Source organism: Bradyrhizobium sp. USDA 4472 (assembly GCF_054058595.1).
The window spans coordinates 3,489,631-3,509,355 of record NZ_JBSSAM010000001.1; the positions used below are offsets into that span (position 1 = coordinate 3,489,631).

The window sequence follows — 19,725 nt, forward strand, 5'->3', positions numbered from 1 at the left end:
CCTTCAATCGATTGACGCGCTATCCGCCGCTGCCGCCGATCACGGCACGCACGGTCTCGTCCGGCCCGAAATCCTCGGCGCCGTCGACATAGAGCAGCGCTGCGAGCTTCGAGCGCGCGCGGTTGACGCGGCTCTTGATGGTGCCGACCGCACAGCCGCAGATCGAGGCCGCATCTTCATAGGAGAAGCCGGAAGCGCCGACCAGGATCAAGGCTTCGCGCTGGTCCTGCGGAAGCTTTTCGAGCGCGCCGCGAAATTCCTCGAACTCGAGATGGGCGTTCTGCGAAGGCTGCGTCTTCAGTGTCTTGGCATAGTTGCCCTCGGCGTCCTCAACCTCGCGGCGCCGCTTGCGATAGTCGGAGCGGAACAGGTTTCGCAGGATCGTGAAGAGCCATGCCGGCAGGTTGGAGCCGGGCTGGAACGAGTCGATGTTGGCAAGCGCGCGCAACAGCGTCTCTTGCACCAGATCGTCGGCCCGGTCCGCATTGCCGCTGAGCGAGATCGCGAATGCGCGAAGGCTCGGCACGGCCGCCAGGATGTCATCACGCAGGGAGTTCGTGAGAGGCATTAGTCCCTCCCATGATTGTCGTTAGAGCCCCCAGCTCCATTCTCGTTTTGGGATACGCCTCCCGGCGCATCAAGCTTTTTGATGAGCTCCGCGAACCGGTCCGGAACCCCCTGCCGTACGACGTCGTCGTACATCGCGCGCAGTTGGTGCCCGATCCGGGATTGGATCTCCGGAGTGAGGCCTCCCTTGCCGGGGGTCGTGCTTTTGCTGGCTTGAGACTTGAGATCTTTCATGACCTGTTCCACGTTTCCCCGAGTTAAGTGACTGCAAAGTCGATAGGTTTTCTCAACCGGGAGCCGTTCCCTGGACGAGTTCAATTCGACGTCCGACAAATAGTTCCGCCCGCGGCGGAACTTTTCTTGGCCTGAAGCGTAAACAGCCCAGCAGGGGAACCCGGGCCCCCCGCGTTGCCAAGCCGGCCCGAAGATGAATGGAGTGGGGATGTCCCGTTCACAGCTCGTTGCTGAACACTTGCCGTTGCTGCGTCGGTATGCGCGCGCCCTGACGGGCAGCCAAGCCTCCGGCGACGCCTATGTTGCAGCCATGTTGGAAGCCATGCTGGGCGACCCCTCGGTGCTCGACGAGAGCCATGGGCCACGCGCCGGCCTGTTCCGGCTGTTCACCCAGATCTGGAATTCCGTCTCGGTCAACGACGATTCCGAGGTTGCGACGCTGCCGATGCCGCCCGAGCGGCGGCTGTCCAACATCACGCCGTTGCCGCGCCAGGCCTTCCTGCTGCTCTCGCTGGAAGGGTTTTCGGAAGAGGAAGTCGCCTTTGTGCTCGGCACCGATGTCGCCGAGACCCGCCGGCTGGCCGATGCGGCAGGTCGCGAAATGGCGGCCGAGATCGCCACCGACGTGCTGATCATCGAGGACGAGACCTTCATCGCCATGGATCTCGAGAGCCTGGTGAAGAATCTCGGCCACAACGTCGTCGGCGTCGCGCGCACCCATGCCGATGCGGTGGCGCTGGCCAAGAACAAGCGGCCGGGCCTGATCCTCGCCGACATCCAGCTCGCCGACGGTTCGTCGGGCCTGGATGCGGTCAACGAATTGCTCCGCACCTTCGAGGTGCCGGTGGTGTTCATCACCGCCTATCCGGAGCGCTTCCTCACCGGCGAGCGTCCGGAGCCGGCCTTCCTGATCTCAAAGCCGTTCCAGCCCGCGATGGTGTCGGCGGTGGCGAGCCAGGCCCTGTTCTTCCAGCGCAACTCGCGCAACCGCGCGCCGAAGGCGCCGGCGGCTTGACCAGGCGCCGGCGGTTTCAGGAAGCCTCTATCGAAATGGAAAACGGCGCGTCGCAAGACGCGCCGTTCTCGCGTGGAACGGAGAGCTTATTTTTGCCCTGACTCAGCAGCCGCGGCAAATGCTGCGAAGCATGGAATTCAGCTTGGTATCGTTCGGCCCGGGCGATTTCGCATTCGACTTGCCCTGGCCTTCGATCCAGGATTGGAGAAATTTTTCCTGCTCCGGCGACGGCCCTGAGTTTAGCCGTGTCCCGTCGAACGCCATGAGGACGGTCACTCTCTGCAGATCATCCTTCGCCTCGGCAGGCGGCTTCGGGAACGGCACGGATCGCTCCACCATGGCGAGGGCGGCGGCGTCCAGCGGCGCGGAGCCGGTGCTTTCGACCAAGGCGCTCGAGATCAGCTTGCCAGAACGATCGACCACGAATGTGACGCCGGCATCGGCCCTTTGACCGGCGGCCTCTGGCGGAAACGCCCCGTGGCGCCAGACATGCTCGGTGACTGCCTTGCGCCAGGCGGTCATCGGCTCGGGCTCGGTGAGGGGAGAGTCTGGCTTCCTCAACAGGATCGCGAAGGGCGACACCTGGAATTGTCGGCCGGTGAAGACAATCGGCACGGTGAACGAGAACGACTGGTCCTTCAATTCCGAAGGCGGTGCCGGAAAGGGGTCGGCGCGGGCGATGATCATGAGCGCTGCATCGTCGAGCGCCCGCGAGCCGGCGCTTTCCGTCAACGCCCGCGAGATCAATTTGCCGGACCGGTCGATGGAGAATGCGACCTTGGCTTGGCCGGTTTGTCCCAATCCGTTCGCTGGAAAATACTTGTTGCTGGCGATATGCGCCGCGATCCCTGCCTTCCACGCCTTGACACTCTCGTTCTGGGTAGCGGTCTGTGCGCAGGCGGGGAACGCCGCCAGCAACCCGAAAAGCGCGGCCAGTAACGGGGATTTCATCTGCATCGGCGCCAATACTAGTCGCCATCAGGTTGATTGCAAGGTTCGCTACGCGTATCGCGCTTCGTCATTGTGGGCAATTCGAACGGCTGCCAGCCATCGCATGCTTGACGGCGACCTTATTGCCCCGTTGATGTCTCGCCGCGATGACATCCCTCGCCGCTTCAAGCCATCCGGAGACTTCGCATCATGGACCAGCAACTCCTCGACCGCCTTGCCATCCGCGACCTCGTCGAGAACTGGGCGGTGTGGCGCGACGCCGGTGACTGGGAGCGCTTTGCCACCGTCTGGCACGAAGAGGGCTGGATGTCCGCGACCTGGTTTCAGGGGCCGGCGCGGGATTTCATGCGGGTCAGCCAGGAGGGCTTTGCCAGGGGCGTCCGCATCCTGCATTTCCTCGGCGGCATCAGCATCGATCTCGCCGGCGAGCGGGCTATTGCCCAGACCAAGATGACGATCTCGCAGCGGGCCCTGGTGCACGACGTGCTCTGCGATGTCGTCTGCACGGGGCGGTTCTACGATTTCCTGGAGAAACGAAAGGGCCAATGGGGCATCGTCCGCCGCCAGCCGATCTATGAGAAGGACCGGATCGACCCGGTCGATCCCGCCGCGACACTCCGGCTCGACCAGCAGGCGCTGGCCGCGCTGCCGGAAGGCTATCGCCATCTCGCGTACGTCCAGGAATTGATCGGTTACAAGGTCAAGCGCGATATGCCGGGCCTGACCGGCCCCGAGGTTGAGAAGCTCTATGCCGAGGGGCGGGATTGGCTGGCGGGAAAGACGAAGTGAGGCAGCCCAGACAAAAGGCAGCCCAGACAAAAGTAAGGCGCGACTGGCATCACCACAGTCGCGCCCTACGTCGCCGGCTTATGGGGCAGGGGGGAATAGCCGGCTGCTGGGACGACTCCCGGGCCCGGAAGTCGTTCCAAGCGGCTGCAATTTTTTTTGTGCAGATTGGCGTGAATTTGGCACACGGTTAAGTGATCTTAACCTCTGGGAAACTCCGGTCCTCTCCTCGCGTTGTTCCCGCGATCGCCATGGGGCGAGGGACCGACAGCCATGCCACAGATTCAACAGGTATTTCTGGGTGCCGTCGCACTCGTCGCGACGCTCGGCGTCGTTCAAGTTGGCGCCGTGCAGCTGGCCTCTGGCCACGATACGGCCGACCGCTGGCAGGCGGTCACGGGCCCAGCCCCGGGTCGAAACGTCGCAAGCGAGAATGTCAATCGCGGCAGCAAATCCGATCGCCTGGGTGCCCTGAAACCCTCAACGGTTCCCACCCGCACCGTCTCGATGCGGCTCAATGACCTTGCCGATACGTCCGTGCTGTTGCGCGTCCCCGCGGTCGTCGAGACCGGCAATGCAAAGCCGGCTCCCATCCTGCTGAAGCCCGGCCGCAAGCCGACGATCGCCTGCGAGCCTATGGTCAGCTCCCTGACCGAAGTCGCAAAACTGCTCCAGCCCGGCCGCTGCGTGACCTGATCCACGTCGTCAAAACCGCCTCTCTCGGGGTGGCGGTTCGCGCGCCCACTTGATCCTCCATCCCATCGCGTTATATCCGGGCTTTCTCCACTTCTGATTGACCGGGTAAACGCATGACGACGTCCGACACGGCCACGCATACGCAGCCTTTCCAGGCAGAGGTTTCCGAGCTGCTGCACCTGATGGTGCATTCCGTCTATTCTGAAACCGACATTTTCCTGCGCGAACTCGTCTCCAACGCCTCGGATGCTTGCGACAAGCTGCGCTATGAGGCCATCGCCAATCCGGCCCTGCTGGGCGAGGGCGACGCGCTCAAGATCCGGATCGTCCCGAACAAGGCGGCGGGAACGCTGACAATTGCCGACAACGGCATCGGCATGGAGCGGCAGGAGCTGATCGACCATCTCGGCACCATTGCCCGCTCCGGCACCAAGGCGTTCGTCTCGAAGCTGAAGGAGGCCAAGGACGGCCTCGGCCTGATCGGCCAGTTCGGCGTCGGCTTCTATTCCGCCTTCATGGTCGCAGACAAGATCGTCGTAATCAGCCGCCGCGCCGGCGAGAGCGATGTCTGGACCTGGACGTCCTCAGGCGGCTCGGGCTTCGAGATCGCGCGCGCCAGTGACGAGGAAGCGGCGCGCGTGGCGCGCGGCACCGAGATCGTCCTGCACCTGAAGGACGACGCCAGGAAATATCTCGAAACATACGAGATCGAGCGCATCGTCGGCGCCTATTCCGACAACATCCTGTTCCCGATCGAGCTGGTGCCTGGCGAAGGCGACCCTCGCCAGATCAACTCGGCGAGCGCGCTATGGCAGCGTTCGAAATCCGAACTTTCGGCCGACGATTACAAGAAGGCCTATCAGCAGATCGGATCCGCCTTCGACGACCCCGCGATGACCCTGCACTACCGTGCCGAAGGCCGCTACTCCTATGCCGTGCTGCTGTTCGCGCCATCGACCAAGCCATTCGACCTGTTCGAGCCGAATCGCAAGGGCCGCGTCAAGCTCTATGTCCGCCGCGTCTTCATCACTGACGATGCCGACCTGCTGCCGGGCTACCTGCGCTTCATTCGCGGCGTCGTGGACAGCGAGGACCTTCCGCTCAACATCTCGCGCGAGATGCTCCAGAACAATCCGCAGCTGGCGCAGATCCGGAAAGCGGTGGCGACCCGCGTCGTCAACGAGCTCGAAAGCCTTGCCGAGAAGGATGCGGAGAATTTCGCAAAGATCTGGGACGCCTTCGGTGCAGTGCTGAAAGAGGGCATCTACGAGGATTTCGAGCGCCGCGAAAAGCTGCTTGCTCTGTCGCGCTTCACCACCACATCGGGCGAGAAGCGCGCGCTCAAGGACGTCGTCGCCGATTTCAAGCCGAACCAGACCGAGATCTATTATCTTGTCGGCGAGAGCATCGAGCGGCTGAAGGCCAGTCCACGACTGGAAGCTGCCACCGCACGCGGCATCGAGGTGCTGCTGCTGTCCGATCCCGTCGATGCGTTCTGGACCTCGATGCCGACGGAGTTCGAGGGCAAGCCGCTGAAGTCGTTGAGCCAGGGCGACCTCAATCTCGACCTGATTCCGCGCGTCGACGACAAGGATGAGGCGAAGAAGGACGAGCCCGAGGCGGATGAGGCCGCCACCATCGCGGTGATCAAGGCCGCGCTTGGCGAGCGCGTCAGCGACGTCAAGGCCTCGACCCGTCTCACCAGCTCTGCCTCCTGCCTCGTCGCCGATAGCCAGGGCCCGAGCCGCGAGCTCGAGCGAATCCTGGCGCAGCAGAACCGCGGCATGCGGACCAAGCCGATCCTGGAGATCAATCTGCGCCACCCGATGGTCACGGCGATCACCAGGGCGCAGGCCGGCTCGAAGACGGTCGACGATCTCAGCCTGCTCCTGCTCGAGCAGGCGCAGATTCTGGATGGCGAGCTGCCGGAAGATCCGGCCGCGTTTACCGCAAGGCTCAACCGGCTAGTGTTGCAGGGACTGGGGTGAGACCCGTCTCGCCCCATCGTCATTGCGAGGAGCCAGCGACAAGATTGCGAAGCAATTTTGCGCTGGCGACGAAGCAATCCAGACTATCTCCGCGGAAACAGTCCTGGATTGGTTTGCGCTCGCAATGACGCAGGAGCTAGCAGCAGCGCCGCCTACCTACTCCGCCGCGTCCTTCCGCTCCTCGCTTTCTTCCTCCACCTCCGGCTTTCTCGCCATCCAGCGTGACAGCGCGTTGGAGAAGCGGTCGAGGTAGAGATAGACGACGGGCGTCGTGAACAAGGTCAGTGCCTGGCTGACCGCGAGGCCGCCGACCATGGCGTAGCCGAGGGGCTGGCGGATCTCCGCGCCGGTGCCGGTGCCCAGCATCAGCGGGACGCCGCCGAGCAGCGCCGCCATCGTCGTCATCATGATGGGGCGGAAGCGCAGCAGCGCGGCCTGGCGGATCGACTGCTCCGGGCTCAGATGCTGCTCGCGCTCGGCGGCAATGGCGAAGTCCACCATCATGATGCCGTTCTTCTTGACGATGCCGATCAGGAGGATGACCCCGATCAGGGCGATCAGGCTGAAATCGAAGCCTGATAGCATCAGGATCGCGATTGCGCCGACGCCGGCCGATGGCAGCGTGGACAGGATGGTCAGCGGGTGGATGTAGCTCTCATAGAGCACCCCCAGCACCAGATAGACCACGACGAGGGCGGCGAGGATCAGCATCGGCACGGTGCCAAGCGATTGCTGGAACGCCTGTGCCGTGCCCTGGAAGCTCATGGACAGTGTCGGCGGCGCGCCCATCTCGCCGACCGCGCGCATCACCGCGGCGGTTGCCTGTCCCAGCGCAACGCCTTCGGCAAGGTTGAAGCTGATCGTCACCGCGGGAAACTGGCTCTGATGCGCGATCGCGAGCGGGCGCACGGGGTCGTTATTCCAGCTGCAGATCACCGAGAGCGGCACTTCGTCGCCGGTCAGGGGCGACTTGATGTAGAGCTTGTCGAGCGTGTCGAGCTTGCCTTGCAGCGCAGGCGTGATCTCGAGGATCACGTGATAGCTGTTGGTCTGCGTGAAATATTGCGCCACCTGGCGCTGGCCGAAGGCATCATAGAGCGTGTCGTCGATCAGCTGCGGCTGGATGCCGTAACGCGCGGCGGTGTCGCGGTTGATCGTGAGCTGCAGCGTGGTGCCCTCGGTCTGCTGGTCGGTAGCAACGTCGCGAAGCTCCGGCAGGCCCTTCATTTCCGTCAGGATCTTCGGTGCCCAGGCGTTCAGCTCGGCCAGGTTGGCGTCCTGCAGCGTGAACTCGAACTGGGTACGGGTCGCGCGCCCGCCGAGCCGCACGTCCTGCGAGGCCTGCATAAAGAGGCGCGCGCCCTCGACCCTGGCGAGCTTCGGCCGCAGCCGCGCGATGATCTGCTGCGCATTCGCGCCGCGTTCCCCCAGCGGCTTCAACGTGACGTACATGCGCCCCGAATTCAGCGCCGTGCCGCCTCCGCCGATGAACATCGCGATGGAATCGACGGCAGGGTCGGCCTGCACGATGGCATTGAGCTCTTCCTGCCGCCGCTTCATCTCGGCGAAGGAGATATCCTGGGGCATTTCCGACACCCCAGTGAGGAAGCCGTTGTCCTGCTGCGGGAAGAAGCCCTTCGGGATCAGGATGAACAGCAGCGCCGACAGCGCGACGGTGGTAAAGAACACGCAGAGCGTGATGAAGCTGCGCCGCAGAGCGAGGTCGAGCCCGCGCTCATAGGCGCCGAGCAGACGCTCGAACAGCCGCTCGCTCCATTGGTAAAGGCGGCCGCTGCGGGCCTCGTGGTCGGAGCGCAGGAAACGCGAGGCCATCATCGGCGTCAGGGTCAGCGACACCACGAGCGAAACGAAGATCGCCATCGACAGCGTCACCGCAAATTCGCGGAACAGCCGGCCGATGATGCCACCCATCAGCAGCAGCGGAATCAGCACGGCGACCAGCGAGATGCTGATGGAGACAATGGTGAAGCCGATCTCGGCCGCCCCCTTGTAAGCGGCGGTGACGGGGTTCTCGCCCCGCTCGACGTAGCGCGTGATGTTCTCCAGCATCACGATGGCGTCGTCGACCACGAATCCGACTGCGATGGTCAGCGCCATCAGCGAGAGATTGTCCAGCGAATAGCCGAATACCCACATCAGCGAGCAGGCGCCGAGCAGCGCCAGCGGCACGGTGATGCTCGGGATGATCGTGGCCCAGAAGCTGCGCAGGAAGATGAAGATCACCATGACCACCAGCATGATGGTGATCATCAGCGTGATCTGCACGTCGTCGACGGCCTCGCGGATCGTGATGGTGCGGTCGCTGATGATCTTGATGCCGATCGCGGGCGGTATCGCCGCGATCAGCCGCGGCAGTCTCTCCTTGATGCGGTTGACCGTCTCGATGACATTGGCGCCGGGCTGCTTGAAGATGACGAGGAACACGCCGCGCTTGCCGTCGGCCCAGGCTGCGGTCTTCATGTCCTCCGGTCCCGCCACCGCCTCGCCGATGTCGCGGATCCGCAAAGGCGCGCCGTTGCGATAGGCGACGATGACGTCCTGCCACTGGCTGGCCTCGAGCAGCTGGTCGTTGGCGTAGACCGTGTAGGCGCGCCTGGTGCCGTCGATATTGCCCTTTGGGCTGTCGGTGGTCGCGATGGCGATCTGGTTGCGCACGTCCTCCAGCGACAGGCCCTTGGCGACCAGCTTGGCCGGATCGACCTGGATGCGCACCGAGGGCTTCTGCTGCCCGCCGACGAACACCTGGGCGACGCCGGGAATCTGGCTGATCTGCTGCGCGAGCTGGGCGTCGGTGCGGTCGCTGACGGTGGTCAGCGGCAGCGTGTCCGAGGTTGCCGACAGGATCATGATCGGGGAATCCGCCGGGTTGACTTTGCGGTACGTCGGCGGCGAGGGCAGGTTCTTCGGCAATTGGCCGCTCGCGGCGTTGATCGCGGCCTGCACGTCGTTCGCGGCAGCATCGATCAGGCGGTTGAGATCGAACTGGATGGTGATCGAGGCCGAGCCGAGCGAGCTCGTCGACGTCATCTGCGTGATGCCGGGAATCTGCGCGAGCTGGCGCTCGAGCGGCTGAGCCACCGATGACGCCATGGTTTCCGGGCTGCCGCCGGGAAGCGACGCGGAAACCTGGATGGTTGGAAAGTCGACCTGGGGCAGCGGCGCGACCGGCAGCAGAGGATAGGCGACGAGGCCCACGAACAGGATGCCGGCCATCAGCAGCGAGGTGCCGATCGGATAGCGGATGAACGGAGACGAAAAGCTCTCTTGCATGCCCCGAGCCCACGGACCGGCCAGCGCATCTTGGCCCCGCTCACAGCGGAGCTGCGCCCGAAAGCCCGAGCGCAAATGTGCGTTTCCTTCAGCCCATATGTTTGTTGATCGCCCTGGAACATCATCGGTCCGGGGCCGCGTTGTGATCGCAAGACTAGTCCGTTCGCCCGGGCGTGCGAGCGGTTTCCTGCCCCAGTCACCTGCGACCTTTGTCGAAGGACTGATGTGGCGAGATATGCGTTCAATGCAGGCCCGGCACGGAGCGCCTTCGCGGTTTCGGATCGCTAGGGCAGCGTGTCGGACCGGTTTTGCTGCAGCTCACAAGCGGGAGAGGTATAAACAGGAACGGTCGCTTCTTCCGCGCTGTTGTGCCATATCGAAATGGCATAACGCCTGCCCGCTTGAAGGAAATGTCCGATGCGCCTGCCGCTCCTGATCGTCACTGCCGTTGCCACGCTGTTCGTTGCCGCAGATGCCAGCGCCCAGCGCTACGATCCACACTATCCGGTATGCATGCACGTTTACTCGGGCGGTCTTCGCGGCGGCGGCAGCGATTGGTTCGACTGCTCCTTCACGTCGCTGCCGCAGTGCCGGGCCACCGCGTCCGGCCTCGCTGCAACCTGCGATCTAAATCCCTATTATGCCTTCAACGAGCCGCCGCCCCCGCGCCGGCGCCACAAGCGGGCGTACTGAAGGCCTGCGATACTGTCATTCGGGATGAACATCCGTCTGTTTGGCGCGCAGAAGCCGCTGGCTATTCCTTCTTGATTCCCGACAGCTCCACCACCTTGCGCCAGCGCTCGGTCTCGGCGGTCAGCATGCTGCCGAACTCGCCTGGATTGCCGTGCAGGGGGATCGCGCCGAGTTCGGCGATGCGGGCCTTGATCCCCGCGTCGGATAGCGCCATGTCGACCTCGCGATTGAGCAGGTCGACAATCTCGCGCGGCGTGTCATAGGGTGCGCCGACGCCGTAGAACGAAGACGTTTCGTAGCCTGCTAGCGTGTCGGCGATTGGCGGCACGTCAGGCAGGATGTCCGATCGCTCGCGCGTGGTGACGCCGAGCGCACGAAGCTTGCCGGCGCGCACCAGCTCGAAAGACGACGTCACGTTGTCGAACATGCCCTGGATCTGGCCGCTCATCACGTCGGTCAGGCCGGGTGCGGAGCCGCGATAGGGCACGTGGGTGAACTGCACGCTCGCCATCGACTTGAACAGCTCGCCGGAGAGATGCAGCGACGTGCCGATCCCCGACGAAGCTATCGACATCTTACCGGGATTGGCCTTGGCGTAGGCGATGAAGTCGGCGACGCTCTTCACCGGCAAATCGTTGTTGACGACGAGCACCAGCGGAATGCGTGCGACGCCGGCGACCGGCGTGATGCCCTTGGCGAAATCGTAAGGCAGTGTCGGATCGAACGAGGCGTTGATCGCATTCGCGGTCGAGGTCAGCAGCAAGGTGTAGCCGTCCGGCGTGGACGTGATCACCGCCTGCGTGCCGATATTGCCGCCGGCGCCCGGCTTGTTCTCCACGATGAAGGTCTGTCCGAGCCGATCGGACAGGCGCTGGCAGATCAGCCGGGACAGCACGTCGGTCGCCCCGCCCGGTGCATAAGGCACCACCCATTTCACGCTGTGCGAAGGATAGGACGGGTTGCCAATCGCAACGGCACGCGGCGCCGCGAGCGCAGCCGCGGCACCGGCGGCGATTTGAAGGAAATGTCGCCTGATGAACATCGTCCAGTCTCCGCTCTCTCGTCCCTTCTCCCCTCGTGGGCGGGGGAAGCTTCCGCACCTCATGAGATATTGCAAGCAGCGCGGGACCGCACGCCGATCCGGTCGGCTTGGTAAAGGGCGACTAGAGTTAATCGCGCGCCATCAGGCTTTTACCTTGTCTCTTAACACCTGGGCAGGGCCCGCGGGCTAAGCTGCCGGAACCAGCAGACACGTTCCGAAAGAATGAACGGCATGAGCACCGGTGTGATCGAACAGCCGAAAGCCGCGCGCGCACCGTCGGCTTCAAAGATCTGGCTGAAGGCGATCGAGCTGACCGCGCGGATCGAGAAATTACCGGGCCGCCTGTTCGCCGATGTCGTCGACGATTGGGCACGGCGCCAGCCCGACCACATCGCGCTGGTCACCAACGACGCTCGACTCGACTATGACGCGCTCTCGAAACGCATCAATCGCTATGCGCGCTGGGCGCGCTCCGTTGGCGTGGTCAGGGGCGACAGCGTCGCGCTGATCATGCCCAACTGCATCGATTATGTCGCGGCCTGGCTCGGCATCAGCCGCGTCGGCGGCGTGGTGGCACTGATCAATACCAGGCTGGTCGGGCAATCTCTCGCGCATTGCCTCGACGTCGCAAAGCCCTCGTATATCATCGTCGCGCACGAGATGACCGAGATGCTGGAGAGCGCAACGCCGCACCTGAGGACAGAGGCCAAAATCTGGAGCCATGGCGATGCCCGCAGCGAGCGCGCGATCGACGTTGCGCTCGCTGTGCTTGATGACGGGCCGCTGTCGCCGGAAGAGCGCGTCGGCGTCACCATCGATGATCGTGCGCTGCTGATCTACACCTCGGGTACGACGGGCTTGCCGAAGGCCGCCAGCATCAGCCATCGTCGCATTCTCAATTGGGGTTTCTGGTTCGCCGGCCTCACCGGCGCTTCGCCGCAGGATCGGCTCTATGACTGCCTGCCGCTGTTCCACTCGGTCGGAGGCATCGTCGCGCCGTGCAGCATGCTCGCCGCCGGCGGCTCGGTGGTGATCGCGGAGAGGTTCTCGGCCTCGAACTTCTGGTCCGATATCGTCAGGCACGACTGTACCCTGTTTCAATACATCGGCGAGCTCTGCCGCTATCTGCTCAGGGCGCCGCCGTCCGAATATGAGAGTCGTCATCGGCTGCGACTGGTGTGCGGCAACGGTCTGCGCGGGGACATCTGGGAAGATTTCCAGAGCCGTTTCGCTATCCCGCGCATTCTCGAATTCTATGCCGCGACCGAAGGCAATTTCTCGCTGTTCAACGTCGAGGGGCAGCCCGGCGCAATCGGCCGCATCCCGCCCCTGCTGGCGCATCGTTTCCCCGCCAGCCTCGTCAAGCTCGACCCCGAAAGCGGTGCTCCGCTGCGCAACGAGGAGGGCCTCTGTGTCGCTTGCGCTCGCGGCGAGCCGGGTGAGGCCATCGGTCGCATCGGCAAGGCGGACGAGGGCGGGGGCCGCTTCGAGGGGTATACCGATGCCGGCGAGACCGAGAAGAAGATTCTGCGCGACGTCTTCGCCAAGGGCGATGCCTGGTTCCGCACCGGCGACTTGATGCGGCTCGACGACAAGGGCTTCTTCCATTTCGTCGATCGCATCGGCGACACCTTCCGCTGGAAAGGTGAGAACGTCGCGACATCAGAGGTCAACGACGCCGTGCGCGATTTCACCGGCGTGGTTGATGCCACCACCTACGGCGTGAGCATTCCCGGCACCGACGGTCGCGCCGGCATGAGCGCGATCGTCGTTAACGAGGGATTCGATATTGAAGCCCTGCCAGCCCATCTCGCGCAGCGCCTGCCGGTTTACGCCCGTCCCGTCTTCATCCGCATCTCGCGCGAGCTGGACGCGACCGAAACCTTCAAGCAGAAGAAGGGCGAGCTCGCCCGCGCAGGCTTTGACCCGGGTGCGATAACGGAACCGCTATACATGCTCGAGCCGGGATCCGGCGCTTACGTTGCGCTCGATTCCGGAACTTTTGCGCAGATTGTGGGCGGCGCGATCAGGCTGTAACCGAGCAAAATTGCCAGATAGGTCCAATTTTATCCGAATTGTCCAAGAGGCCATTTACTTCTGTCCGGTAAACAGGTGCCATGGGAGGCGGTCATCCGAGAGCCGCCGCAAGAGGCACGATCGATCAACCAACTCAGAGGCAAGCCAGCCATGTCGGTAAGGTCCAAGGTCATCGAGGCGATCCAGCAGATCGCCAAGGAGCAGCACATCACGCTTCCCGCCCTCTCGGACGATTTGTCCCTGCACGAGACGGGGTTCGACTCCCTCGCCTTCGCAATTCTCGTCGCGCGTCTCGAGGACGAGACCGGCGTCGATCCCTTCACCATTTCCGAGGACGCCGCGTTCCCCGCCACCGTGGGTGATTTCGTGCGGGCCTACGAAAATGTCCCCGCCTGAGATCTTTGCGCTCCGCAACCATCTCGGCACGGAGCTGACCGGCCGCACCCTGTCGGATGCCCACGATGTCGTGTCGCTGACGGACATCCTGTCGCAGACGGTCCTCGGTGGCCGCCTGCGCGAATTGTCCGGCCGCGCGGTGCTGCTGAAATTGTCCGACCAACTCCGTTCGGGCCTTGCAATGATCGAGCTGGATGGCATCGCCCGTCGCATGCTGCTCTGCCCGCCGGATCTCAACCCGGCGCATCTGGACGCGCTGATCGCGGACGCCGGGATCGATGCCGTCGTTACCGACGAGCCCGATCGTTGGGCCGCGACCGACGTCTCGCTGGTCGTCATCGCGCAATTGCCGCTTCAGCCCGCGCACCCTGCCGAGACCGAACGCGCCACCGAATGGCTGATGCTCACCTCGGGCACCTCAGGCGTGCCCAAAATCGTCGGTCACACGCTGGAAGCGCTCACCGGCGCCATCGTCGCCGAGGGCCCCGCAAAGGGACCCGCGCCGGTTTGGGCCACGTTCTATGACATTCGCCGCTATGGCGGCCTGCAGATATTCCTCCGCGCCATCCTCTCGGGCGGCTCGATGGTGTTGTCTGACCCGCATGAGGCGCTCCCTGATCACGTCGCACGGCTGAATGCGCGCGGCGTCTCACACATCTCCGGCACGCCTTCGCACTGGCGCAAGCTCCTGATGAGCGGCTCGGCCGCGCAATTCAAGCCCGGCTATGTCCGCCTCTCCGGTGAGATCGCCGACCAGGCGGTGCTCGATGGCCTGAAGGCGGCCTTCCCCAATTCCTCCATCGGCCATGCCTACGCGTCGACCGAGGCCGGCGTCGGCTTCGCGGTCAATGACGGGCTCGAAGGCTTTCCGGCCAATTATCTCGGCAACCGCAATGGTGTCGAGATGAAGGTCGTCGACGGCTCGCTGCGCATCCGCTCGACGCGCACGGCACACGCCTACATTGGCCGCGACGCTGCGGCACTCACCGATGGCGAGGGGTTCGTCGACAGTGGCGACATCGTCGAATTGCGCGGCGACCGCTACTATTTCGTCGGCCGCCGCGGCGGCATCATCAATATCGGTGGCCTCAAGGTTCATCCCGAAGAGATCGAAGCGGCAATCAACCGTCACCCTGACGTGCTGATGTCGCGGGCCAAATCCCGCCGCAGCCCGATCACCGGCGGCATCGTCGTTGCCGACGTGATCCTCGCTGACGGCACCGATCAGGCGCGGGCGAAAGAGATCCGCGACCAGATCCTGGATCAGTGCCGCGCGCAGCTTGCGTCGCACAAGGTGCCGGCGGTGATCCGCTTCGTCGAGGCGCTCGATGTCACCCCGGCCGGCAAACTGGCGCGCACCGATGCATAATGTTCTCGTCACCGGCGGCAGCCGCGGCATTGGTCTTGCGATCGGCAAGCGCCTGGTGGGCGCCGGCTACAACGTGATTGCAGCCGCGCGGCGCGAGAGCGACGAGCTCAAGGCTGCGATCGGCGTCTCCGAGGGGCGACTGCATTTCCGCGCCTGCGACCTCGCCGCGATCGACGCGATTCCGGCTTTCGCAAAGCTCGTCCGCGACGAGTTCGGTCCGACCTACGGTCTCGTCAACAATGCCGGCCTCGGCACCGAGGGGCTGCTCGCGACCATGCACAATTCGCAGATCGAGGCGCTGGTGCAGCTCAACGTGCTGTCGCCGATCATCCTCACCAAATATGTCGCGCGTCAGATGATGGCCGATGGCGCCGGCCGCATCATCAACATCTCCTCGATCATCGCGACGACAGGCTATAACGGCCTGTCGGTCTACGGCGCGACGAAGGCTGCTGCCACCGGCTTTACCCGCTCGCTCGCGCGCGAAGTCGGCAAGCTCGGCATCACCGTGAACGCGATCGCGCCCGGCTTCATCGATACCGAGCTCACGCATAATCTCTCCGACGACGGCCGCAAGCGCATCGCCAGCCGCAGCGCGCTGCGCCGCCTGCCGGAGACCGACGACGTCGCGCGCATGGTGGAATATCTGCTCGGCGAGGGCGGTCGCAACGTGACAGGCACGGTGTTCACGATCGACGCCGGCAATACGGCGTAACCGGAGCCCGGCGGACACAATTGCCTTGATCTGGCCCAATGACATCTTGCCGGATTTGGTCGTAAGATGCCGCGTCATCGAATGAGTTACGTCAATCGAACTGCCCTAAACGACAGGGAGCAGTCCATGGCCTCTCAAAGTCTCGGCCAAACGCCCGTGCAGCCCTCGCCCGCGAAACTGGACGATACGCGCTGCCCGCCGATGTCGCATCAAAACTCCAGCGGCAACGGCCACGAAATGTATCCGCAGCAATTTGTGCGGCTGATCGGCTGTCATGACATGCCGGCATCCGCGTTGCGCAAGCGCGAGGACGAGAAGCTGCACTAGCGCCGTATCCTGCGACATCGCCGACGAACGGCGCCGGGCCAGCCTGCTCCGGCATCTTGTTGTTGTCCTCCATTTCGCCAATGATGCGCTGTCGCTCGGGACAGCCGGCAGGTGAACCCCGATCGATCCCGCCCCGTATCTGTTCTCGTGCAAACCTGACCGGCTTCCTGCGATGACAGCCGACTCCTTTTACGGCAGCATCCCCGTTTTCCGGGGCTTCACCCGGCTGATGGAGCCGAAACTCTATTCGCCGCTGCCGGACGACTGGAGCGTCGGCGTCGCCGACATCGTCGATTCCACCAAGGCGATTGCGGCGCAGCGCTACAAGGCCGTCAACATGGCCGGCGCCGCCGTGATCGCGGCGGTGACGAATGCGCTCGAGGGACGCGAATTTCCCTTCGTGTTCGGCGGCGACGGCGCCAGCTTTGCGGTCGCGCCTGGCGATCTCGAAGCCGCTCGCGAAGCTTTGGCTGCGACGGCGACCTGGGTCCGGGAAGACCTCGACCTGAAGATGCGCGTCGCGCTGGTGCCGGTGAGCGCCATCCGCGCAAAAGGTCTCGACGTGCGCGTCGCGCGTTTCGGTCCGTCGGCCAATTTGTCCTATGCGATGTTCTCCGGCGGTGGGCTCGCCTTCGCCGACGCCGCGATGAAGCGTGGCGAGTTCGCCGTCGCTGAGGCGCCCGCGGGGACGCAGCCCGATCTTTCCGGCCTGTCCTGCCGCTTCGAGGTGATGCCGGCGTCGCGCGGGCTGATTCTGTCGGTGCTGGTGATGCCCGCGCGCGACGCCGATCCGCTGGCGTTCCGAAAAGTGATCGAGGACATCATCCACCTGGTCGAGCGCAGTCCGGATGCGGGGCGTCCCGTGCCGCCGCAGGGGCCGCCGCTGAAATGGCCGCCGCAGGGGCTGGACTACGAGGCACGGGCGATCCGGGGAGGCTCGTTGTTCAAGCGCCGCGCAGGGCTGCTCGCCTATACGTTCTTTGCTTATGTCCTGATGCGCTTCGACATCAAGGCCGGCGGCTTCCTGCCGAAAGTCTACAAGCGCCAGGTGGTCGAGAATTCCGACTTCCGAAAGTATGACGACGGCCTGCGCATGATTCTCGACTGCACGCCGGAGCTCGAACGCGCCTTGAGCGATCGTCTCGTCGCCGCTGCGCGCGACGGCATCGTACGCTATGGGCTCTATCAGCAGGATGCCGCGATGATGACCTGCTTCACGCCCTCCGCGTTGCGGAGCGACCACGTGCACTTCATCGACGGTGCGCGCGGCGGTTACGCGTCGGCGGCCGCGGCACTCAAGGCGATGGTGGCGGCTGTGAGCTAGTGTCCCGCGCGCGTCCAGGTCTCGCCGCCGCAGAGCGCGCCGACGCAGCCTTCGACGCGCAGCGTCTCTGCCCCGGTCACGGTGATGCTGCTCGCATAGGTGCTGCCGTCATCGGCATTGTAGATCTGGCCCGACCATTTGTTCGATCCTGCCGGCTGCATGCCGGAGAATAATGGCAGGCCGATCATCGAGCGCCTGGCGAGCGCGGGATTGGGATTCTTGCTGTCGGTTGCGGGCTGGCCGGTCGCGGTGTCGTATGGCTCTTTCAGCCAGATGATGACGCCGCAGAGGCCGCCGCCGCATTTGCTGATTTTCACGCGGGCATCGCCCGCCTGGGTCAGCCAGGTCCCGCTCGCGCCGACGCTCTGTGCATGAGCAGCCATTGCGCCGGACAGCGCAGCCAGAAGGGCGGTGAGAGCGGCAATTCTGCGGGACATGGGAGGGCCTCGGAATGGAGTGCCTCCAATAGCAGTAATTCCGGATCGTGCAACGCCTGATGGAATCACATTCCTGCGCTCATTTGCCCCAGCGCAGCAGGTGGCCGAGGCCGCCGTCGAAAACCTCAGGCTCTCACCAGGGCAGGCCGCAGAGGTCGATGGTGCCGAGCGTCGGCGCGCGCACGATGTTGAAGACGTAGGGCGCCATGACATCGAAGCGGATTCGCCCTTCAGGCTGCCTGCAATAGACTTCGCCCTTGAAAGGCAGCCAGCTGCGGGCCTCGTAGAACGCGAAATTGTGCGGCTCGCAGAACAGGATTGCGAAGCGAACCGCCTCGTTGGCGCGCATGGTGTGAACGGCGGCGTCGATTGCCATGGTCGCATAACCTCTGTTGCGGCGGTCCTCGCGCGTGCAGACGCCGCCGATGCCGCCGACATGCGTCTTCTGTCCATTCCAGGTGATGGTGCGGAAATAGATGCCGACATGGCAGACGAGCCCGTCCTCGGGCGTCTCGATCAGCACACGCAAATCGGCATTGGCCCATTTGATGTGGCCCCAGGGCCGCTTCGCGACGATATCGGGTCCCCAGACCGCCTGATGCAGCGGCTTGGCGATCGGCCACGAGGCGTCGCCGTTCAAAATGTCGATCTCAATACTCATGGCTCTGCCTCGTCCCGGCCTCGATGGCACATTCGTTCTGTCATAACCGCTTCAAAGGCAACGATATTTTGCAGCACATCAGGGCCGACATCCACTTGCCTGCGGCGAACTTGTGCAAATGGGCCCGCGCGATCGCATCACGCCTTTTCGCAAATTGGCGGTATTTAACGCCGCAGGAACCTTCTATAAGGGGTCACCGTTAGATGTTCCCCACCAAGTTGCGGACAAGAAGCCATGACCTTTACGCTGCCCCCACTCCCTTACGCCTATGACGCCCTCGGCCAGTTCATGTCGAAGGAGACGCTGGAATTCCACCACGACAAGCATCATCAGGCCTACGTCACCAACGGCAACAACGCGCTCAAGGGCACCGAATGGGAAGGCAAGTCCCTTGAAGAGATCGTCAAGGGCTCGTTCGGCAAGAATCCCGCGGTGTTCAACAATGCCGGCCAGCACTACAACCACATCCACTTCTGGAGCTGGATGAAGCCCAATGGCGGCGGCAGCAAGCTGCCGGGCAAGCTCGAGAAGAAGATCAACGAAGACCTCGGCGGCCTCGAGAAGTTCAAGACAGACTTCCAGGCGGCGGGCGTCGGCCAGTTCGGCTCCGGCTGGTGCTGGCTGTCCGTGAAGAACGGCAAGCTGGAAATCTCCAAGACCGCGAACGGCGAGAATCCGCTGGTGCACGGCGCCACGCCGATCCTGGGCTGCGACGTCTGGGAGCACTCCTACTACATCGACTATCGCAACCGTCGTCCCGATTATCTCAAGGCGTTCGTCGAGAACCTCGTGAACTGGGAATACGTCGAGTCCCTGTTCGAGAAGGCGTAACTCGTCGTTCGCGGCGCTGCGCCGCCCTGGAAGGGCGCAACAACAGAGGCGGTCGCTCGCGCGGCCGCCTTTTTGCTGCCGAAAGCGCCGCCGAGGGCGGGCATGGACAGATGTAATGTTATAATATAACGTCCATAGTCATGGTTCCCGCCGCGTCCCACAGCCATAATCACGGCCATTCCCACGACCATGCGCATTCGCACGGGCATGACCACAGCCACGCCCATGTCCACGATCCGGCGTCTCCACATCCGGCCCAGGACGCGCCCTGGTCGATCCTGCGCATGACCGGGGCGGGCCGTCTCTCGGCCGCTGCCGCCGTCTGCGCCGCGCTCTGGGTCGTCGTCTGGCTGGCGATGAGGTGA

20 protein-coding genes are annotated in these 19,725 nt (G+C 63.9%); 13 read left to right on the forward strand and 7 right to left on the reverse strand.

Annotation, left to right across the window (positions count from 1 at the left end; genetic code table 11):
- Positions 1–19: 19 nt before the first annotated feature.
- Both ACVWZ4_RS16075 and ACVWZ4_RS16080 read right to left on the reverse strand, forming a co-directional pair.
- On the reverse strand, positions 20–568 hold the full coding sequence (locus ACVWZ4_RS16075; RefSeq protein ID WP_084292346.1) for a sigma-70 family RNA polymerase sigma factor: 549 nt from the start codon (positions 566–568) through the stop codon (positions 20–22).
- Positions 568–801, reverse strand: coding sequence for a NepR family anti-sigma factor (locus tag ACVWZ4_RS16080; protein WP_456699826.1), 234 nt, complete (start codon positions 799–801; stop codon positions 568–570). The genes ACVWZ4_RS16075 and ACVWZ4_RS16080 overlap by 1 nt, the downstream gene beginning before the upstream one ends.
- 208 nt (positions 802–1,009) lie before the next feature.
- Between ACVWZ4_RS16080 and ACVWZ4_RS16085 the strand changes: the two genes are divergently transcribed.
- Complete coding sequence (locus ACVWZ4_RS16085; protein WP_177243503.1) at positions 1,010–1,816, forward strand: response regulator; 807 nt, start codon at positions 1,010–1,012, stop codon at positions 1,814–1,816.
- Between the two features lie 102 nt (positions 1,817–1,918).
- Here ACVWZ4_RS16085 and ACVWZ4_RS16090 read toward each other — a convergent pair whose 3' ends face one another.
- The gene (locus tag ACVWZ4_RS16090; protein ID WP_456699825.1) at positions 1,919–2,767 is read right to left on the reverse strand and encodes a TonB family protein; all 849 of its coding nucleotides are present in this window, start codon (positions 2,765–2,767) and stop codon (positions 1,919–1,921) included.
- 189 nt (positions 2,768–2,956) lie between these two features.
- On the opposite strand from ACVWZ4_RS16090, the gene ACVWZ4_RS16095 reads away from it, so the two are divergent.
- The 3 genes from ACVWZ4_RS16095 (at position 2,957) to htpG (ending at position 6,237) form a co-directional block, all read left to right on the forward strand.
- Positions 2,957–3,556 (forward strand): nuclear transport factor 2 family protein, encoded by a 600-nt coding sequence (locus ACVWZ4_RS16095; RefSeq protein WP_456699824.1) that lies wholly within the window; start codon positions 2,957–2,959, stop codon positions 3,554–3,556.
- 270 nt (positions 3,557–3,826) lie between these two features.
- Positions 3,827–4,249: a hypothetical protein gene (locus tag ACVWZ4_RS16100; protein WP_456763377.1), complete on the forward strand. Its 423-nt coding sequence runs from the start codon at positions 3,827–3,829 to the stop codon at positions 4,247–4,249.
- Between the two features lie 113 nt (positions 4,250–4,362).
- Positions 4,363–6,237, forward strand: a complete 1,875-nt coding sequence (gene htpG, locus ACVWZ4_RS16105) for a molecular chaperone HtpG (RefSeq protein ID WP_456699822.1) — start codon at positions 4,363–4,365, stop codon at positions 6,235–6,237.
- Between the two features lie 156 nt (positions 6,238–6,393).
- Here the strand turns inward: htpG and ACVWZ4_RS16110 are convergent, their stop codons facing one another.
- A complete protein-coding gene (locus ACVWZ4_RS16110) occupies positions 6,394–9,528 on the reverse strand; it encodes an efflux RND transporter permease subunit (RefSeq protein ID WP_456790268.1) in 3,135 nt (1,044 codons plus the stop codon).
- Between the two features lie 417 nt (positions 9,529–9,945).
- Between ACVWZ4_RS16110 and ACVWZ4_RS16115 the strand changes: the two genes are divergently transcribed.
- On the forward strand, positions 9,946–10,221 hold the full coding sequence (locus ACVWZ4_RS16115) for a DUF3551 domain-containing protein (protein WP_456740722.1): 276 nt from the start codon (positions 9,946–9,948) through the stop codon (positions 10,219–10,221).
- A gap of 61 nt (positions 10,222–10,282) precedes the next feature.
- Here ACVWZ4_RS16115 and ACVWZ4_RS16120 read toward each other — a convergent pair whose 3' ends face one another.
- Positions 10,283–11,263 (reverse strand): Bug family tripartite tricarboxylate transporter substrate binding protein, encoded by a 981-nt coding sequence (locus tag ACVWZ4_RS16120; protein ID WP_456740723.1) that lies wholly within the window; start codon positions 11,261–11,263, stop codon positions 10,283–10,285.
- Positions 11,264–11,485: 222 nt separating this feature from the next.
- Between ACVWZ4_RS16120 and ACVWZ4_RS16125 the strand changes: the two genes are divergently transcribed.
- The 6 genes from ACVWZ4_RS16125 to ACVWZ4_RS16150 all read left to right on the forward strand — a co-directional run bounded on the left by ACVWZ4_RS16125 (position 11,486) and on the right by ACVWZ4_RS16150 (position 17,431).
- Positions 11,486–13,300, forward strand: a complete 1,815-nt coding sequence (locus ACVWZ4_RS16125) for a long-chain-acyl-CoA synthetase (RefSeq protein WP_456740724.1) — start codon at positions 11,486–11,488, stop codon at positions 13,298–13,300.
- Positions 13,301–13,450: 150 nt separating this feature from the next.
- Positions 13,451–13,696 (forward strand): acyl carrier protein, encoded by a 246-nt coding sequence (locus tag ACVWZ4_RS16130; RefSeq protein ID WP_456699817.1) that lies wholly within the window; start codon positions 13,451–13,453, stop codon positions 13,694–13,696.
- Positions 13,683–15,065: a class I adenylate-forming enzyme family protein gene (locus ACVWZ4_RS16135; RefSeq protein WP_456699816.1), complete on the forward strand. Its 1,383-nt coding sequence runs from the start codon at positions 13,683–13,685 to the stop codon at positions 15,063–15,065. Before ACVWZ4_RS16130 ends, ACVWZ4_RS16135 begins: the two co-directional genes overlap by 14 nt.
- On the forward strand, positions 15,058–15,780 hold the full coding sequence (locus ACVWZ4_RS16140; RefSeq protein WP_092235195.1) for an SDR family NAD(P)-dependent oxidoreductase: 723 nt from the start codon (positions 15,058–15,060) through the stop codon (positions 15,778–15,780). Before ACVWZ4_RS16135 ends, ACVWZ4_RS16140 begins: the two co-directional genes overlap by 8 nt.
- Positions 15,781–15,906: 126 nt before the next feature.
- Positions 15,907–16,107, forward strand: coding sequence for a hypothetical protein (locus tag ACVWZ4_RS16145; protein WP_456699814.1), 201 nt, complete (start codon positions 15,907–15,909; stop codon positions 16,105–16,107).
- Positions 16,108–16,279: 172 nt separating this feature from the next.
- Entirely contained in the window at positions 16,280–17,431 is a 1,152-nt protein-coding gene (locus ACVWZ4_RS16150) for a DUF3095 domain-containing protein (RefSeq protein WP_456740725.1), read from the forward strand.
- Here the strand turns inward: ACVWZ4_RS16150 and ACVWZ4_RS16155 are convergent.
- The gene (locus ACVWZ4_RS16155) at positions 17,428–17,868 is read right to left on the reverse strand and encodes a DUF2147 domain-containing protein (RefSeq protein ID WP_456699812.1); all 441 of its coding nucleotides are present in this window, start codon (positions 17,866–17,868) and stop codon (positions 17,428–17,430) included. The two genes, ACVWZ4_RS16150 and ACVWZ4_RS16155, sit on opposite strands and share 4 nt — an antisense overlap.
- Before the next feature lie 133 nt (positions 17,869–18,001).
- On the reverse strand, positions 18,002–18,529 hold the full coding sequence (locus ACVWZ4_RS16160) for a GNAT family N-acetyltransferase (RefSeq protein ID WP_456699811.1): 528 nt from the start codon (positions 18,527–18,529) through the stop codon (positions 18,002–18,004).
- A 234-nt stretch (positions 18,530–18,763) separates the two neighbouring features.
- On the opposite strand from ACVWZ4_RS16160, the gene ACVWZ4_RS16165 reads away from it, so the two are divergent.
- Both ACVWZ4_RS16165 and ACVWZ4_RS16170 read left to right on the forward strand, forming a co-directional pair.
- A complete protein-coding gene (locus tag ACVWZ4_RS16165) occupies positions 18,764–19,360 on the forward strand; it encodes a superoxide dismutase (RefSeq protein ID WP_092235208.1) in 597 nt (198 codons plus the stop codon).
- Between the two features lie 140 nt (positions 19,361–19,500).
- Positions 19,501–19,725, forward strand: coding sequence for a hypothetical protein (locus ACVWZ4_RS16170; RefSeq protein WP_456699809.1), 225 nt, complete (start codon positions 19,501–19,503; stop codon positions 19,723–19,725).

Excerpts from the sequence above, each read along its gene's own strand:
- ACVWZ4_RS16075 (WP_084292346.1), bottom strand. The coding sequence starts at position 568 with ATGCCTCTCACGAACTCCCTGCGTGATGACATCCTGGCGGCCGTGCCG.
- ACVWZ4_RS16080 (WP_456699826.1), bottom strand. The coding sequence starts at position 801 with ATGAAAGATCTCAAGTCTCAAGCCAGCAAAAGCACGACCCCCGGCAAG.
- ACVWZ4_RS16085 (WP_177243503.1), top strand. The coding sequence starts at position 1,010 with ATGTCCCGTTCACAGCTCGTTGCTGAACACTTGCCGTTGCTGCGTCGG.
- ACVWZ4_RS16090 (WP_456699825.1), bottom strand. The coding sequence starts at position 2,767 with ATGAAATCCCCGTTACTGGCCGCGCTTTTCGGGTTGCTGGCGGCGTTC.
- ACVWZ4_RS16095 (WP_456699824.1), top strand. The coding sequence starts at position 2,957 with ATGGACCAGCAACTCCTCGACCGCCTTGCCATCCGCGACCTCGTCGAG.
- ACVWZ4_RS16100 (WP_456763377.1), top strand. The coding sequence starts at position 3,827 with ATGCCACAGATTCAACAGGTATTTCTGGGTGCCGTCGCACTCGTCGCG.
- htpG (WP_456699822.1), top strand. The coding sequence starts at position 4,363 with ATGACGACGTCCGACACGGCCACGCATACGCAGCCTTTCCAGGCAGAG.
- ACVWZ4_RS16110 (WP_456790268.1), bottom strand. The coding sequence starts at position 9,528 with ATGCAAGAGAGCTTTTCGTCTCCGTTCATCCGCTATCCGATCGGCACC.
- ACVWZ4_RS16115 (WP_456740722.1), top strand. The coding sequence starts at position 9,946 with ATGCGCCTGCCGCTCCTGATCGTCACTGCCGTTGCCACGCTGTTCGTT.
- ACVWZ4_RS16120 (WP_456740723.1), bottom strand. The coding sequence starts at position 11,263 with ATGTTCATCAGGCGACATTTCCTTCAAATCGCCGCCGGTGCCGCGGCT.
- ACVWZ4_RS16125 (WP_456740724.1), top strand. The coding sequence starts at position 11,486 with ATGAACGGCATGAGCACCGGTGTGATCGAACAGCCGAAAGCCGCGCGC.
- ACVWZ4_RS16130 (WP_456699817.1), top strand. The coding sequence starts at position 13,451 with ATGTCGGTAAGGTCCAAGGTCATCGAGGCGATCCAGCAGATCGCCAAG.
- ACVWZ4_RS16135 (WP_456699816.1), top strand. The coding sequence starts at position 13,683 with ATGTCCCCGCCTGAGATCTTTGCGCTCCGCAACCATCTCGGCACGGAG.
- ACVWZ4_RS16140 (WP_092235195.1), top strand. The coding sequence starts at position 15,058 with ATGCATAATGTTCTCGTCACCGGCGGCAGCCGCGGCATTGGTCTTGCG.
- ACVWZ4_RS16145 (WP_456699814.1), top strand. The coding sequence starts at position 15,907 with ATGGCCTCTCAAAGTCTCGGCCAAACGCCCGTGCAGCCCTCGCCCGCG.
- ACVWZ4_RS16150 (WP_456740725.1), top strand. The coding sequence starts at position 16,280 with ATGACAGCCGACTCCTTTTACGGCAGCATCCCCGTTTTCCGGGGCTTC.
- ACVWZ4_RS16155 (WP_456699812.1), bottom strand. The coding sequence starts at position 17,868 with ATGTCCCGCAGAATTGCCGCTCTCACCGCCCTTCTGGCTGCGCTGTCC.
- ACVWZ4_RS16160 (WP_456699811.1), bottom strand. The coding sequence starts at position 18,529 with ATGAGTATTGAGATCGACATTTTGAACGGCGACGCCTCGTGGCCGATC.
- ACVWZ4_RS16165 (WP_092235208.1), top strand. The coding sequence starts at position 18,764 with ATGACCTTTACGCTGCCCCCACTCCCTTACGCCTATGACGCCCTCGGC.
- ACVWZ4_RS16170 (WP_456699809.1), top strand. The coding sequence starts at position 19,501 with ATGGTTCCCGCCGCGTCCCACAGCCATAATCACGGCCATTCCCACGAC.